Consider the following 15,090-nt stretch of genomic DNA (forward strand, 5'->3'; position numbering starts at 1 on the left):
ATCATGAAAAAAATCATTTTTATCCTATTGGTCGCCTTGATCGGAATCGGTGCCAATGCACAGCAAAAGAAAAGCAAGAACGCGAAATACAGCGTCGAGGTCAACGGAAACTGCGAACAATGCAAGAAGCGCATCGAGAAAGCCGCTTTTTCTGTTGCGGGCGTGAAATCGGCGGTTTGGGATGTGGATTCGCATCAGTTGGCCTTGATCATCAACGAAGAGAAAACATCGCTTGAGGAAGTTGAAAAAGCGGTCGCCAAAGCGGGTCATGATTCCGAAAAAGCAAAGGCTTCGGATGAAGATTACGACAAATTGCACAGCTGTTGCAAGTACGGGCGCAAGCCGTAATCAGTGCGATCCGAAATCCGTTAATAAAACTTTAAATTGGGATGTGAAATTGCCGTTGCCGTAATTAATGCGTAATTTCACGGACTATTTTTCAAACCCTACAAACAGACCGAATGAGCGATTTTAATTGGAAAGACCTGATTGATCCATTGTTTTACATCCACTTCGATATCAATGGCGTCAAAGTTGGACTGTTCATCGTATTGTTCATCGTTTTTGCCGAAACCGGCCTGTTTGCAGGGTTTTTTCTTCCCGGAGACAGTTTGTTGTTCCTTGCCGGGATCTATAACCGCGAACTCATAGAGAACATCGTTTTTATAGACAATTCGTTCCTCAATGTGGCGTTGCTGTCGACACTTGTCGGTTTGGCCGGAATCTTGGGGAATATGGTCGGCTATTGGTTCGGTGCCAAAAGCGGATACTACTTATATAATCGCAAAGATTCTTTCCTTTTCAAGAAGAAATACCTGATCCAATCAAAAGAATTTTTTGAAAAACACGGCGGACGCGCCATCATCTTCGCGCGTTTCCTTCCTATTTTCAGGACGTTCGCGCCTATCGTGGCCGGAATCGTGCTTATGGACAAAAAACGCTTCATGTTCTACAACGTCTTGAGTTCGTTCCTTTGGTCGTTCAGCCTTATTTTCGCGGGCCATTACCTTTACGGGTTCCTTTTGGAGCGTTTCAGCATCGACTTGAAAGAGCACATCGAGATCATCGTGATTTCTTTGGTGTTGATCACGATCGTGCCCGTCATTCTCAAATTCGGGAAAAAAGTCAAGACTCCCGAGGTTCCCGGGAATCCTGAATAATCAATTTATCTTTAGGATCTGTTCTTCTGAAATCAGTGTCCCGTCTGAGGCGATTCCTTCAATTACGATCTTTACGGTATCTTGGCGCAGGTTCGGAAATGCGAAACGGAACTTGCCTTGAGCATCTGTAGGTTGTTCGGGAATCCAATGCAACGCGCCAAGACTGTGGAACGCGTCGCTTTTGGTATCTGCGTAATCGGGGTTCTTGTACTCTTTTTGCAGTTGGAAAGCATCTTTAATCAATATGCTTTTGGACAATACTTTAACTCTGCTGTTGTAAGCACCCTTTTTTAAGTAAATCCTGATGGATCCATTTGCACCTGCCAGTCCGCTGCCGTATCCGTGTTTGTTGATGTAAATTTCATCGACCATGTCCATGCGGTACGTGGTCAATAAACTGTGATCGTCCATGATCATGTCGTCTATATAGACCTGTGGGCTGTTCGGCGCATTAAAAGAGGTGGAATAAGTGCGCGTGATAATTACCCGACCCGCGTTTTGGGTGACATTATAGCCATGATTCTGGATGAATTCAACAACTGTTGGATACATATTCACATCCTGGTCGTTGATTTTATATCCCTTTCCGACCGAATTTGAATAATAACGTGCCCGCTCCTTATTCATTTTAGGTTTATTGGCGCCTTTTACCAATACCGAATCCAGTTTAATGGCATCCCGGATTTCAGGAAACCCATATTTCCATTCAATAGGCTTAAGTATGCAAGTTTTAGCCACGGGTTCGAAAGATTTGATGAACGGGCGATTGTTTCCGCTGAGTTGCGCAGCCAGCTTGATATCGGTACGTTGGTCCTTTTTTTCGAAAAGCGATATGAATACGTTAGACGAATCCTGGATCATCAATTGGTCGAATACGAATTCATTTTTGTCGTCTATGCTAGAGAATTCGTTAAGGCCATAAGCCATTGCATTGAGGTTTACTTTCGAGGTAGCGCGATTTATGTTTTTGTTGTTGACCGTCCCTTTAAGGGTGAGTCCTTTGTCGAACGGATATTTGGAAACAGGAGCATCCAAAATGATGTTTTTCCATGCATATTTGGGCGTTTGTGCCATTAACATGTTGTCCAGTTCAAAGTGTTTTTTTCGATTGAATCCCTCAAAATAGTAGCGCCCATTAATTTTCTCATTGTTCTTTAGGCCTGCGAGTTCTAGCTTGCCAAACATGTCATTCTTGGCCATGACTGATTCAGTAGGTACTACCGATACACTAAGACTGGCAAGTTTCATGCTGGAAGTAGCTCCTACCACTATAGAATCTCCCCGCTTTTGTAAAATGCTCAGCTCCGTTTTCGCAGATGACGATCTATGGGCTTTGTACACCATACGTTCGGCTACTACGCCTGCACCAGGGTCGACGAGGTAAACCGTGTTGAGGCCGTCCGAAAAATTGATTGACGGGATCGAAAGGTTTTGCTTTGTTTGGTTGTCATCGAACGAAAAGGTGGCCGTAGTACTGGAGCCGAATTGCTGGATGACGATGTCGTATTTTCGACCCTTGATTTTTTCAAGCGTAGCCTTGTTCGTCTTTAGCGTCAGTGTGGCTTTATCGGCAAAAACATAATTGTTTATAGAGAAATTGATACCCGTAACAGACGGTGTAGGCAACGTCTGTTCGTATTCCTTGTTATTGATGGTCGCCTTGAGTCTATACGGTCCCATGTTGGTGTCGTTTATATCGAATCGGGCATATCCGCTGGCATCTGTACTAACGACTGCTATTTGGGTTGCTTTGGAGTCGAAAACCGCACCTTCTATTCCCGGCACACCGTTTCCGCTACAGTCGGCAATACGCATGGCCATAGTGTTGGCATTTCCGGCAAGGAACACACCGCTTTCAGGAAAAAAAGTAATCGAAAGCGAGTCGAAGTCTATAGCGTTCGGGTCGAAAAAATCGTTGGAATCTTTTTTAAGGACGGTAATCGGATAAACGCTTGATTCGTCCTCTGCAAAGTTGTTCATGAAGTACGTGTACGTCTGTAGATAATACACGCCGCTTTCGAGATTTTCGGGCACTTTCAGAAATCCGTTGAAAAGCGAATTTTCGCAATACAAAAGCGCACTGTTCACTTTTTGGCCTTTAGAATCGATGAGCGTCACATAAACGTTCATGGTTTCAGGATAGGGCAGTGCCGATTGTTTCTTGATTACATAACCCTTAAACCAGATCTGTTCTCCCGAAAGATATGCCGCTTTATTGACGTGAAGGTGAATGCCCTCACGATCCGATTTGAAATACTCCGAAATCGCGATAGACTCTTTGTTGAGATCGGGACTCATTGATTGTTGAGCATACGAAAAAGAGCAAATCGCTAATAGTGTAGCATATAAAAGTTTGTTCATCATTGTTTGGTTTGTGGACGAATATAAGAAAAAAGCCACCCTACAAAGGATGGCTTTTCTGTAAAAAATCTTAAAATTCAGATTACATCATACCGGGCATTCCGCCTCCCATAGGCATTCCGCCACCGGAGTTTTCCTCTTTGATGTCGACTAGCGCACATTCTGTAGTCAGGATCATTCCCGCAACCGATGCCGCATTTTCAAGCGCGATACGTGTCACTTTTTTAGGATCAATGATACCCGCTTTGAGCATGTCTACGTATTCGTCCGTTTTGGCATTGTATCCGAAGTCGTTTTTACCTTCTGATACCTTGGCTACTACGACTGAACCTTCGAGTCCTGCATTTTCGACGATGGTTCTCAAAGGCGCTTCGATGGCGCGTGAAACGATTTGGATTCCGGTCGCCTCGTCGGCATTCTCCGATTTCAAATCTTTCAAAGCCGATTTGGCGCGCAACAAGGCAACACCGCCTCCGGCAACGATTCCTTCTTCGACGGCGGCACGGGTTGCGTGGAGCGCATCGTCTACACGGTCTTTTTTCTCTTTCATTTCCACTTCGGATGCGGCGCCAACATAAAGTACGGCAACGCCTCCGGCCAATTTGGCCAAACGTTCCTGAAGTTTTTCGCGGTCGTAATCGGAAGTGGTGACTTCCATCTGCGCCTTGATCTGCGCCACGCGATTCTTGATCAATTCAGGGTCGCCGGCGCCGCTCACGATAGTCGTGTTGTCTTTGTCGATGGATACGCGTTTTGCGTTTCCTAGCATGTCCAAAGTAGCGTTTTCGAGTGTGTAACCTCTTTCTTCAGAAATTACGGTTCCGCCAGTAAGGATCGCGATGTCTTCAAGCAAAGCCTTGCGTCGGTCACCGAAACCAGGTGCTTTAACGGCTGCGATTTTCAAAGCACCTCGCAATTTGTTCACGACCAAGGTAGACAAAGCTTCTCCGTCTACGTCTTCTGCTATGATCAAAAGCGGCTTTCCCGATTGGGCGACCGGTTCGAGCACCGGAAGCAATTCTTTCAACACCGAAACTTTCTTGTCATACAAAAGTATGTACGGGTTTTCAAGCTCGGCTTCCATTTTCTCTGTGTTGGTCACGAAGTAAGCCGATAGGTAACCGCGGTCGAACTGCATACCTTCAACCACATCTACGTAAGTGTCCGTTCCTTTTGCCTCTTCGACGGTGATGACGCCTTCTTTGCCTACTTTTCCGAAAGCAGTGGCGATCAATTCACCGATTTTGTCGTCATTGTTTGCCGAAATCGAAGCGACTTGTTGGATTTTGTCGGTGTTGCTGCCTACTTCGCTCGACTGTTTTGAAAGGTCTTCTACGATCGCTTGGACGGCTTTGTCGATTCCGCGCTTCAAGTCCATAGGGTTTGCGCCCGCGGCCACGTTCTTAAGGCCTTCTTTTACGATGGCTTGTGCCAATACGGTTGCGGTTGTCGTTCCGTCACCGGCCAAATCGTTGGTTTTGGAAGCGACTTCCTTTACCATTTGCGCGCCCATGTTTTCGAGCGTGTCTTTCAATTCGATTTCTTTTGCCACCGAAACACCGTCTTTGGTCACGGTTGGCGCGCCAAAAGATTTACCGATGATTACGTTTCTTCCTTTTGGACCTAATGTCACTTTTACTGCATTTGCCAATGCGTCGACACCGCGTTTTAAACCGTCGCGTGCCTCAATGTCGAATTTTATATCTTTTGCCATTTCTGTTTGTATTTGCTGTAGGCTTTAGGCATTATGCTATAAGCTTACTCTTGTGTTAATTTTCCTTCAGTTTAAAAATTTTGCTTTTGATGTTGTTGACTTCTTTATTCATTTCAGAAAATGATTCCGATGACAAATAATTCAGTTCATGAGCCAAAATCAAAAGGTATTTTGTTTCGCTGGTCGAACCCAAGGCAATATTCAGGAAATGGTTGAATTCTCGGTCGGAATTCCTTCCACAACCTTCGCTAATATTAGTTGGAATCGAAACAGCAGCTCTTCGCAATTGACTCGTTAGGTTGAATATTTCTTCCTTTGGGAAATTCTTTGTCACCGCATAAATTTTAAGGGTGAAAGAATGGCTCATTTGCCAAATCTCATATTTCCTAAAGTCTCTCATGCCTAAAGCTTATTGCTTAAAGCCTATAGCTTTAAATAATTGCGAAAATCTCCGCCTCGCTCATGATCAGATAATCTTTGCCTTCGAATTTCAATTCGGTTCCGGCATGTTTGTGATACAAAACGGTGTCGCCAGCTTTTACTGTCATTTCGTGGTCTTTTGTGCCTTTGCCAACGGCTACGACAGTTCCTTTCTGCGGTTTTTCTTTCGCGGTGTCGGGAATGTAAATACCCGATGCGGTCTGGGTTTCGGCTGCAACGGGCTCGATAAGCACTCGGTCGTGAAGTGGTTGGATGTTCAAAGCCATGTTATATTGTTTTAGATTATTAAAATTTAGTTCGCCTTAGTCGAAAAATATGCCATCGGTTCCAGACTGTCATTTTTTCCTAAAAAAAATGCCAGCGTTGACAGGCTGGCATTTCAAATATAGTGAAATCTATTATTTGGCAGGTTGGGCCGGAGCACTTTCGGCTGGAGCCGGAGTAGTCGCTGCTGGCGTAGAAGCGGCAGGAGTCGTTGCTTTAGGAGCTGCAGCCTCTGTGTTGTTAAGGATTTTGGATTGGTTGTCGTTCAAAGATCCGGTGAAGCTCAAGCCGGACAGGATAATCAAGACGATAAGGATACCGGCCAAAGTCCAGGTACTTTTGTCCAGGAAGTCGTTCGTCTTCTGAACGCCGCCCAACATTTGCGCACCGCCGATAGACGAAGACAAACCGCCGCCTTTAGGGTTTTGCACCATCACCACGATGATGAGCAAAAAGCAAACGATGGTGATCAACACTAAAAAAATAGAAAACGTACTCATTATTGTAACTTGTTATTTTGTTGTAAATTCCTGATATCTAAAATTCGGTCTGCAAAGAAACTATTTTTTTCCGGATATTTCAAAATTAAAATTTCGTAAGCCTGAATCGCCTTGTCATACTTCTTTTGTTCGAGATAAACCCGCGCCAGCGTTTCGGTCATAAGGTACGAGTTGTCGGCTTGTGACGGCTCGAAAATGAACGACGGCGATTTCGTTTCGGGCGTGATTTTCGGGATTTTCGGATTGCTTTCGATGAATTTATCGATCAGCTCATTTTTTTTTTGACGCTCCGAATCGGTTTCGTTGGCGTCGTCTTCAACTTCGGTTTCCGCAATTTCGGGTGTTTCGGGTACGACTTCATCGCGTACGATCGGTTCGAATTTCGAAAGCTGCAGCCATTCGTGGAAGGAATGGGTTTCCTGTTTCGAGAATTCGAGCGGTTTGCCGATTTCGAGGTTTTCTTCGGTTTCGGTTATGGCGTTTTCGGTTGGTGCGACTTCTGTTTCCGACGGAATTTCGGCTACCTCTTCGGTTTCGTTTTCGACATGCGTTTCGGCAATCACTTCCTCAACATCTGCAACCACTAAACTTTTGGCATATTGCTCGGCTTCTTTTATGGAATCGAGAATGGAGCGCGTCGCAGAATCGTATTCGGGTTCGGAAAGTGTTTCGGAAGTTTCAGAAGTTTCGGCAATTTCATCAAGTTGCTCTTCTTCGTGGTTTTCGACTTCGGGCGTTTCGACAATTTCGGGAGAATGTGCGATGTGGTTGTGATCTTGCTCGAATTCCTCGGCCGGAACGAATTCGGTGTCGAGGCTTGCGCGGAAACTCTCGTCCATCGTCAATTCGACGACTTCATGATGGCTGTCGGCCACATCGATCGCATGCAATTCCTGCTGTTTTTGCGCGAACAATTCTTTGTCTACCGATGTGAAATTGTCCGACGTGATAAAGTCGAAAAGCACGCTGCGGTCGCCCGTGAACGCCGCGGTGACTTTGAGCGCGTAATTGTATCGGAAGCTGTCCTCGTTGTAAAGCCCTTTAAGTCGAAGCGCACGCGCACTTTGAAAATACGGGAATTCCGTGACGATCTTGTCGAGCTCCTCGGTGCGGCGCTCGTTGATCGACTCGGGGTGATTCAACAGATATGTATAGTCCGTAATGTTCAATGTGTGGTTTTGAGATGCGGAAATTACACAAATTTACCGATTCGGCAACCTACCATTTGGCCAGCGATTCGTTGAAAATATCTTGGGTGATGCGCGTAAAGATCTCGTCGATCGCCGTATTCAGCGTTGATCCTACAAGTTGCGAGCCTGCCGGATAATCGTAAAAGAACGAAAACGACTTCTCGAAATTATCCTCTTCCTTTTTCTTGTTGGTAAACCTCACATTCACGCGGATCGTAAGCCTGTTCTGGGCTGCTTTCTGGTCGGCGGTCGCGGTCATCGGCGTGATGCGGTAATCGGTGATCTCGCCTTCATATAACAGTTCGCCACCTGAATTGGTCAGGCTCAAATTGGTCTGGTTCTGAATCAAATCCTGTAAAGCCAGCGTAAAAGTCCGGTCGATACCAGGTTCTATCAAATCCGACGTATTCTGGAAATAATTCACCTGGAAGGTTTTGGCGTCGATAGGCGCGGTTCCGGTGAAATTGTAGACGCTGCATCCGCTCAAAAGCAAAAGGCAAGGCAAAAAGAAAAGGATTCTGAATTTTTTCATTGTAATGGAGTAGGCGTCACGGTAAAATTTCGCCTTGATAATAATATTGGGCATAGGCCGTATCGGACTCAAGATCCCCGAGGTAATACGATTGTACATTCGAGGATTGCGGTAATCCGTTGGCGTTGTAAATATAAGTGAAAGTGTGTGATTCGGGGTCTTCGGGAGCATAGTGTTGTGAAACCGCATTGTGTGACGAAGCGATCAGGCCCGACATGAATTTTCCGTAATAATCGCCGAATTGGGTAACCGCCAAAGCGCGAGTGATGTGTGCGGTGGCCGGCCCTAACGGATTCGGATGGTCGTCATACGTAAAACCCGTTCCGGATTCGCCTCCGTGTGACCACAAAGAAACGGCGTTCCCGTTCGAATCAAAATTGGAATGAGCGCCGTCTGAGTCGTAATTCCCATCCGATGAAAGGTAATAAGCGAATTCCGAAACCAATCGGCCGTTGGCATCGACATTGTATTCGTAACGGTCGAAGAAATCGTATTCCGCGCCTACAACAGGATTTTCGTAATCTTCGGTGTATTTTCCGGTAGCCGTATCGAAGGTGAGCGGTTTGCCGTTTACCGATGTGATGTGGTTGTTCGCGTCGTACACAAAAGTGAAAGAATTCGGGTTCATGCCGAAAAATTGAGCCAGAACCACATTGTCGTTTTCGTCGTATTCAAAGTGTTTGAGCAGCGTGCCGTCTGGTTTTTTGACATCGGTAAGCAAGCCGTCATTATTGAAAAACCAGTGGTTTTCGCTTGCCAATCCGGGCTGGAATATCACCATCGCCAACTTATTCGGATCGGGTGGTGTGTTGCCGCTTGGCGAATCGTCGTCGCTTGAGCACGAAGCCAAAAACAGTATCGAAAACAGAAGGAAGACAGCTTTTTTCATGGTTTGCCGGTGTTGGTTAGTCGCCTAAAGATAGCGAACTTACTCCAAATCAAACTGTTTGATCTTGCGATACAACGTCCTTTCCGAAATGCCAAGCTCGTTTGCGGCCGCTTTCCGTTTGCCTTTGTTGCGTTGCAGCGCCTTTCTGATCATCTCGATTTCCTTTTGTTCAAGCCTTAGCGGTTCTTCTTCCTCTACGGTTTCGGCAAAATCGTAATCTTCGTCGAGAGAAGGCGTTACCACGGGCGTTTTTTGGACCGGGATTACCGATACGCGGTGCGGCTGTTCGAACTCGATATCGGTTTCCTCGCCGTTTCCGTAAATTTTGCGGATCAGGTTGGAATGGTCTTCCTGTACTTTCGCGCCTCCGTTCTTCATAAGTTCGAGCGTGAGCTGCTTGAGATCGTTCAGGTCGCTTTTCATGTCGAACAACACTTTGTACAGGATTTCGCGTTCGGTAGAGAAATCGCTGTCGTTTTTCTTGTCCGATATTACCGATGGCAATGCGTTTCCGTCCGAAGGCAGGTACGATTGCAGCGTTCTTGCCGAAATGTCGCGCGTGGTTTCCAAAACCGAAATCTGTTCGGCAATGTTGCGCAACTGACGGATATTTCCGCCCCAACGGTAACGAAGTAGCAAATCGACAGCCGAATCGTCGAGTTTGATCGGCGGCATTTTATACTTGTGACCGAAATCGGCGGCGAATTTCCTGAAAAGCAAATGGATATCGTCGTTCCTTTCGCGCAAAGGCGGCAAATGGATTTCGACCGTGCTCAATCGATAATACAAATCCTCGCGGAATTTGCCTTTGGCGATCGCGTCGGCCATATGGACGTTTGTCGCGGCCACGATCCTTACGTTGGTTTTTTGCACCTGGCTCGATCCGACTTTGATGAATTCGCCGTTTTCAAGCACGCGCAATAAGCGGACTTGCGTCGTAAGCGGTAATTCGCCGACTTCGTCAAGGAAAATCGTTCCTCCGTCGGCTACTTCAAAATAACCTTCGCGAGTAGATGTCGCGCCTGTAAATGAGCCTTTCTCGTGTCCGAAAAGCTCCGAATCGATCGTGCCTTCGGGAATCGCGCCGCAGTTCACGGCAATGTATTTTCCGTGCTTTCTGTGTGAAAGCGCGTGTATGATTTTCGGGACGGCTTCTTTACCTACGCCGCTTTCGCCCGTCACCAAAACGGAAATGTCCGTGGGTGCGACCTGGATCGCTTTTTCGATGGCGCGGTTGAGCTTCGGGTCGTTGCCGATGATTTCGAAGCGTTGTTTTATGGCTTGTACTGATTCCATGCTAGACTGGTGTCTGGTGATAAATGACGAAGGACTTTTTAGCCGCGAATGACACGAATGTCACTAATTATAAGCAGTTGTTAAAGAATCATTCTTTTGTGCTGTAAGCGGTTTCCTCCGAAATTAATTATGATTCCGAGCTTGCTTTCGGCCAACTTCATATAATTCAAAGTTTGGGAGAAATGCTCTTTTATGATTTCACTAATTGCTTTGATTTCGATCACGATATTCCCATCGACAATGAAATCTGCATAATAACTGTGGGCGAGAAGAACTCCTTTGTAATATATCCTGAAAGGCTTTTCGCGTTCGTAAGGTATATTGTTCAATTTCAGTTCAAGTTCCAAAGCATCTTTGTAGATGGCTTCGGTCAAACCTCCTCCCAATTTGTTATGTATTTCCATACACAACCCGACAATGGCTTAATATTCGCCTTTTTTGTAAAGTTCCATGGCGTATAAAAATCTTATCGGAAAACGCGCTTACCGTTTCCAAATTCGTGGCATATAAAAATCGGCAGGAAAACACATCAAAAATTTGTGTCATTCGTGCCATTCGTGGCTTAAAACTATTGCATTCTTTCGGAATACCCGATCGCTTCCCCAATCAACGTCGCGCTCGTACACGAATCGATGCGGACCATCACGAAATCGCCCGTTTTGTAATGCTCTTTCGGGAAAACCGCGACCGTATTCTGGGAATTGCGTCCGCTCCAATGCGCGTCGGAACGGTGAGATTCTTTCTCGATCAAAACTTCTACGGTTTGCCCTACGAAAGCTTCGGTGCAATTCAATGAAAGCTGACGCTGCATCGCGACAACTTCGGTCAGGCGGCGCTTCTTGACTTCTTCGGGAACGTCGTCCTCGAGTTTTCTTGCGGCCAAAGTGCCCGGTCTTTCGGAATAGGCGAACATGAATCCGTAATCGTAATTCACGTACTCCATGAGCGACAACGTATCTTGGTGATCTTGTTCGGTTTCTGTCGGAAAGCCGGTGATCATGTCTTGCGAAATCGCGCAGTTCGGGATAATCGCCCTGATCTTATCAATCAAAGCCATGTATTCCTCACGCGTATGTTGACGGTTCATTTCCTTCAAAATGCGTGTGCTTCCAGATTGGACCGGCAAGTGGATGTACTTGCACACGTTGTGGTGTTTCGCGATCACGTGCAACACTTCCTCGTGCATGTCCTGCGGATTCGACGTCGAAAAACGAAAACGCATTTTCGGATACGCCGTTGCGGCCATATCGAGCAATTGTGCGAAATCGACCGCCGTGGCTTTTTGCATGTCGGACGCTTTCTCGTAATCTTTCTTAAGTCCGCCGCCGTACCACAAATAACTGTCGACGTTTTGGCCCAAAAGCGTGATTTCCTTGAAGTTCTTCGCGTGCAGGTCGGCGATTTCTTCCATGATACTTTGCGGATCACGGCTTCTTTCGCGTCCGCGTGTGAACGGAACGACGCAGAACGTGCACATGTTGTCGCATCCGCGCGTGATTGAAACGAAAGCCGTGACGCCATTACTGTTGAGACGAACCGGTGAAATATCACCGTAAGTCTCTTCTTTCGAAAGGATCACGTTGATCGCGTCGCGTCCCTCTTCGACTTCGGCCAAAAGATTCGGTAAATCCTTATATGCGTCAGGCCCGACGACGAGATCGACGATTTTTTCTTCTTCGAGGAATTTCGACTTCAGACGTTCGGCCATACAACCCAAAACGCCCACTTTCATTCCCGGATTGATGCTTTTGACGGCATTGTATTTTTCGAGACGCTTGCGAACGGTTTGTTCGGCTTTGTCGCGGATCGAGCACGTGTTTACCAATACCAGATCGGCGTCCTCGAGATTTTGGGTCGTGTTATAGCCTTGTCCGTGAAGGATTGAAGCCACGATTTCGCTGTCGGAGAAATTCATCTGACAACCATAGCTTTCGATAAAAAGCTTTTTCGTGTTCTCGGGTTTTTGTTCCAGGACGAGGCTTTCACCTTGTTTGCTTTCCTCAATTATCTTTTCCATACAGGCGTAAATAGGTTGGCAAAGATACGTGAAAATTAATACTCGTGACAAGATGTCAGTCGGTGATTTAACATCAAATTAGTGTGCTCATTTTTACCTATATATATTAAGGTATAAACTTGCGTTTTTCAGATTGTGGATTTTCGTAAAAATCATCTGAGCGTTAAATTTAAAATTTTACCCTACTTTTGCGGCAAACGAAAAATGGTATGGCAAAGAACTTAGTAATTGTGGAGTCACCTGCAAAGGCAAAGACGATCGAGAAATTCCTCGGTAAGGATTTTCAGGTCGAATCGAGCTACGGGCACATTGCCGATCTTCCGTCGAAGGAAATCGGAGTTGACGTCGAGCATGGTTTCAAACCCAAATACGAAGTTTCGCCAGACAAGAAAGCGCTCGTCAAAAAACTCAAGGACTTATCTAAGAATGCAGAAACCGTCTGGTTGGCTTCCGATGAGGACCGCGAGGGAGAGGCCATCTCATGGCACTTGGCGGAAGAACTGAAACTGGACAAGTCAAAAACAAAGCGCATCGTTTTCCACGAGATCACCAAAACCGCGATTTTGAAAGCGATCGACAATCCGCGCAGCATCAATTACGATTTGGTAGATGCGCAACAGGCAAGGCGCGTGCTCGATCGTTTGGTCGGATACGAATTGTCTCCGGTATTGTGGAGAAAGGTGAAAGGCGGGTTGTCTGCCGGTCGCGTGCAATCGGTAGCCGTGCGTTTGATCGTAGAAAGAGAGCGCGAGATCCAGAACTTCAAGCCGGTTGCGTCTTTTTCGATTACTGCGGAATTTACGAATGAGGCCGGAAAAGTCGTCAAGGCGCGTCTTCCGAAGAACTTCAGTACAAAAAAAGAAGCCGAGGATTTCCTTGCGAAAAATATCGGCTCTATATATAAGGTAGCCGACCTTGAAACGAAACCGGCAAAAAAATCGCCGGCGGCTCCGTTTACGACCTCGACCTTGCAACAGGAAGCGGCGCGTAAATTATACATGCCGGTCGGAATCACGATGCAGGTCGCGCAACGTCTGTACGAGGCCGGACTCATCACGTATATGAGAACGGACAGCGTGAATCTTTCTTCGGAAGCGATGAATGCGGCCCAACAAGAAATCACGTCGTCTTACGGAAAGGAATTTTCGAAACCGCGCAATTTCGTGACCAAAGCAAAAGGCGCTCAGGAGGCGCACGAAGCGATCCGTCCGACGGATATGTCGCGTCATTCGATTACGGGCGATCGCGACCAATCGCGTCTTTACGATTTGATTTGGAAAAGAACGCTCGCTTCCCAAATGAGCGATGCCGAATTGGAGCGCACGAACGTGACGATTTCCGCGAACAACCATTCGGAGAATTTTATCGCATCGGGCGAAGTGCTCAAATTCGAAGGCTTTTTGAAGGTCTATCTCGAAGGACACGATGACGAAGAGGAAGAAAGCGAAGGTATGCTTCCGGCTTTGAGAGTAGGCGAGAGCTTGCGCAACGAGTCTATCACGGCTACCGAAAAATATACGCGTGCGGCGGCAAGATATACCGAAGCGTCATTGGTTAAGAAACTCGAGGAACTTGGTATCGGTCGCCCTTCGACTTATGCGCCAACGATTTCTACCATCATCAACCGCACATACGTCGAGAAAGGGAACATGGAAGGCGTCGAGCGTAAATACGTGCAGATGACGTTGCATTCCGGCAAGCTTTCCGAAAAGACGTTGACCGAAAATACGGGTTCAGATAAAGGAAAGTTGGTGCCTACCGACATCGGTACGATCGTGACCGATTTCCTTGTGAAGAACTTCGAAGCCATCATGGACTATAATTTTACCGCCAAGGTCGAGGAAGATTTCGATGAGATCGCCGAAGGAAACCGTAACTGGGCCAAGATGATGCAGGAGTTTTACAGCAAGTTCCATCCGAACGTGAAGGAAGTTGAGGAAAACGCCGAGCGCGAAAGCGGTGAAAGGATTCTTGGAACCGACCCTAAAACAGGGAAGCAGGTTTCGGTGCGTTTGGGCAAATTCGGTCCGATGGCGCAAATAGGTGAAGCCGACGACGAGAACAAGCAGTTCGCAAGTTTGATGAGCGACCAGAATATCGGTAACATCTCTTTGGAAGAAGCGTTGGATTTGTTCCTGCTTCCGAAAAGCCTCGGGACTTACAATGGGGAAGAAGTCGAAGTCAACAACGGACGTTTCGGACCTTACGTGAGATTCGGGAAAACCTTCATTTCGCTTCCGAAAGGCGAGAACCCGTTGGACGTCACATCGGCCAGGGCCATCGAACTCATCGACCAGAAAAACCAAGCCGACGCGCCTATCGCGATATATGAAGGAATGCCGGTACAGAAAGGCGTGGGTCGTTTCGGGCCTTTCATCAAATGGAACGGCATGTTCATCAACGTGAACAAGAAATACAACTTCGATAAACTGACCCAATCGGATGTCGATACCTTAATAGTAGAGAAACTTCAAAAAGACGAAGACAAGCTTATCCACAATTGGGAAGCGGAAGGCATCAAGGTTGAAAAAGCGCGTTGGGGAAGATCGGTTTTGACACAAGGCAAGATCAAGATCGAGCTGGACAAGAATTTCAACGCCGAAGCCATGACGCTTGAGCAGGCTAAAGAAATGATCGCTGCCAAGGCGCCGGCCAAAAAAACGGCAGCCAAAAAGCCGACCGCGAAAAAAGCTACCGCCAAGAAAACCACGGTTAAAAAGAAATAA

General features: G+C 46.7%; 14 protein-coding genes. 3 read left to right on the top strand and 11 right to left on the bottom strand.

The genetic code is table 11. The features are described 5' to 3' along the window. Positions 1–3: 3 nt before the first annotated feature. Positions 4–348, top strand: coding sequence for a heavy-metal-associated domain-containing protein (locus tag HZF10_RS12700; RefSeq protein ID WP_176006595.1), 345 nt, complete (start codon positions 4–6; stop codon positions 346–348). Between the two features lie 113 nt (positions 349–461). Further along, on the top strand, positions 462–1,160 hold the full coding sequence (locus HZF10_RS12705; protein WP_176006596.1) for a DedA family protein: 699 nt from the start codon (positions 462–464) through the stop codon (positions 1,158–1,160). Here the strand turns inward: HZF10_RS12705 and HZF10_RS12710 are convergent, their stop codons facing one another. The 11 genes from HZF10_RS12710 to miaB all read right to left on the bottom strand — a co-directional run bounded on the left by HZF10_RS12710 (position 1,161) and on the right by miaB (position 12,364). Beyond that, positions 1,161–3,458, bottom strand: a complete 2,298-nt coding sequence (locus tag HZF10_RS12710; protein ID WP_176006597.1) for a hypothetical protein — start codon at positions 3,456–3,458, stop codon at positions 1,161–1,163. 145 nt (positions 3,459–3,603) lie between these two features. Continuing rightward, the gene (groL, locus tag HZF10_RS12715; protein ID WP_176006598.1) at positions 3,604–5,235 is read right to left on the bottom strand and encodes a chaperonin GroEL; all 1,632 of its coding nucleotides are present in this window, start codon (positions 5,233–5,235) and stop codon (positions 3,604–3,606) included. Positions 5,236–5,290: 55 nt separating this feature from the next. Further along, the gene (locus HZF10_RS12720) at positions 5,291–5,635 is read right to left on the bottom strand and encodes a four helix bundle protein (RefSeq protein WP_176006599.1); all 345 of its coding nucleotides are present in this window, start codon (positions 5,633–5,635) and stop codon (positions 5,291–5,293) included. A gap of 31 nt (positions 5,636–5,666) precedes the next feature. Further along, the gene (locus HZF10_RS12725) at positions 5,667–5,942 is read right to left on the bottom strand and encodes a co-chaperone GroES (protein ID WP_176006600.1); all 276 of its coding nucleotides are present in this window, start codon (positions 5,940–5,942) and stop codon (positions 5,667–5,669) included. A gap of 132 nt (positions 5,943–6,074) precedes the next feature. Further along, positions 6,075–6,440, bottom strand: a complete 366-nt coding sequence (gene secG / locus HZF10_RS12730; protein ID WP_176006601.1) for a preprotein translocase subunit SecG — start codon at positions 6,438–6,440, stop codon at positions 6,075–6,077. Continuing rightward, positions 6,440–7,609: a tetratricopeptide repeat protein gene (locus tag HZF10_RS12735; RefSeq protein ID WP_176006602.1), complete on the bottom strand. Its 1,170-nt coding sequence runs from the start codon at positions 7,607–7,609 to the stop codon at positions 6,440–6,442. The genes secG and HZF10_RS12735 overlap by 1 nt, the downstream gene beginning before the upstream one ends. Before the next feature lie 49 nt (positions 7,610–7,658). Continuing rightward, positions 7,659–8,162 carry an LptE family protein gene (locus HZF10_RS12740; protein WP_176006603.1) on the bottom strand — a complete coding sequence of 168 codons (504 nt, stop codon included), beginning with the start codon at positions 8,160–8,162 and terminating at the stop codon, positions 7,659–7,661. 16 nt (positions 8,163–8,178) lie between these two features. Beyond that, entirely contained in the window at positions 8,179–9,051 is an 873-nt protein-coding gene (locus HZF10_RS12745) for a hypothetical protein (protein ID WP_176006604.1), read from the bottom strand. 39 nt (positions 9,052–9,090) lie between these two features. Further along, positions 9,091–10,347 (bottom strand): sigma-54 interaction domain-containing protein, encoded by a 1,257-nt coding sequence (locus tag HZF10_RS12750; RefSeq protein WP_176006605.1) that lies wholly within the window; start codon positions 10,345–10,347, stop codon positions 9,091–9,093. A gap of 80 nt (positions 10,348–10,427) precedes the next feature. Further along, entirely contained in the window at positions 10,428–10,757 is a 330-nt protein-coding gene (locus tag HZF10_RS12755; RefSeq protein WP_257008563.1) for a GxxExxY protein, read from the bottom strand. Between the two features lie 158 nt (positions 10,758–10,915). Further along, a complete protein-coding gene (gene miaB, locus HZF10_RS12760; protein WP_176006606.1) occupies positions 10,916–12,364 on the bottom strand; it encodes a tRNA (N6-isopentenyl adenosine(37)-C2)-methylthiotransferase MiaB in 1,449 nt (482 codons plus the stop codon). Between the two features lie 209 nt (positions 12,365–12,573). On the opposite strand from miaB, the gene topA reads away from it, so the two are divergent. Next, entirely contained in the window at positions 12,574–15,090 is a 2,517-nt protein-coding gene (topA, locus tag HZF10_RS12765) for a type I DNA topoisomerase (RefSeq protein WP_176006607.1), read from the top strand.

The sequence above is a fragment of the Flavobacterium agri genome, from assembly GCF_013401995.1.
GTDB lineage: Bacteria > Bacteroidota > Bacteroidia > Flavobacteriales > Flavobacteriaceae > Flavobacterium > Flavobacterium agri.

Bases quoted from the DNA above. Each gene is read 5' to 3' on its own strand.
- HZF10_RS12700 (WP_176006595.1), top strand. From the start codon at position 4: ATGAAAAAAATCATTTTTATCCTATTGGTCGCCTTGATCGGAATCGGT.
- HZF10_RS12705 (WP_176006596.1), top strand. From the start codon at position 462: ATGAGCGATTTTAATTGGAAAGACCTGATTGATCCATTGTTTTACATC.
- HZF10_RS12710 (WP_176006597.1), bottom strand. From the start codon at position 3,458: ATGAGTCCCGATCTCAACAAAGAGTCTATCGCGATTTCGGAGTATTTC.
- groL (WP_176006598.1), bottom strand. From the start codon at position 5,235: ATGGCAAAAGATATAAAATTCGACATTGAGGCACGCGACGGTTTAAAA.
- HZF10_RS12720 (WP_176006599.1), bottom strand. From the start codon at position 5,635: ATGAGAGACTTTAGGAAATATGAGATTTGGCAAATGAGCCATTCTTTC.
- HZF10_RS12725 (WP_176006600.1), bottom strand. From the start codon at position 5,942: ATGGCTTTGAACATCCAACCACTTCACGACCGAGTGCTTATCGAGCCC.
- secG (WP_176006601.1), bottom strand. From the start codon at position 6,440: ATGAGTACGTTTTCTATTTTTTTAGTGTTGATCACCATCGTTTGCTTT.
- HZF10_RS12740 (WP_176006603.1), bottom strand. From the start codon at position 8,162: ATGAAAAAATTCAGAATCCTTTTCTTTTTGCCTTGCCTTTTGCTTTTG.
- HZF10_RS12745 (WP_176006604.1), bottom strand. From the start codon at position 9,051: ATGAAAAAAGCTGTCTTCCTTCTGTTTTCGATACTGTTTTTGGCTTCG.
- HZF10_RS12750 (WP_176006605.1), bottom strand. From the start codon at position 10,347: ATGGAATCAGTACAAGCCATAAAACAACGCTTCGAAATCATCGGCAAC.
- miaB (WP_176006606.1), bottom strand. From the start codon at position 12,364: ATGGAAAAGATAATTGAGGAAAGCAAACAAGGTGAAAGCCTCGTCCTG.
- topA (WP_176006607.1), top strand. From the start codon at position 12,574: ATGGCAAAGAACTTAGTAATTGTGGAGTCACCTGCAAAGGCAAAGACG.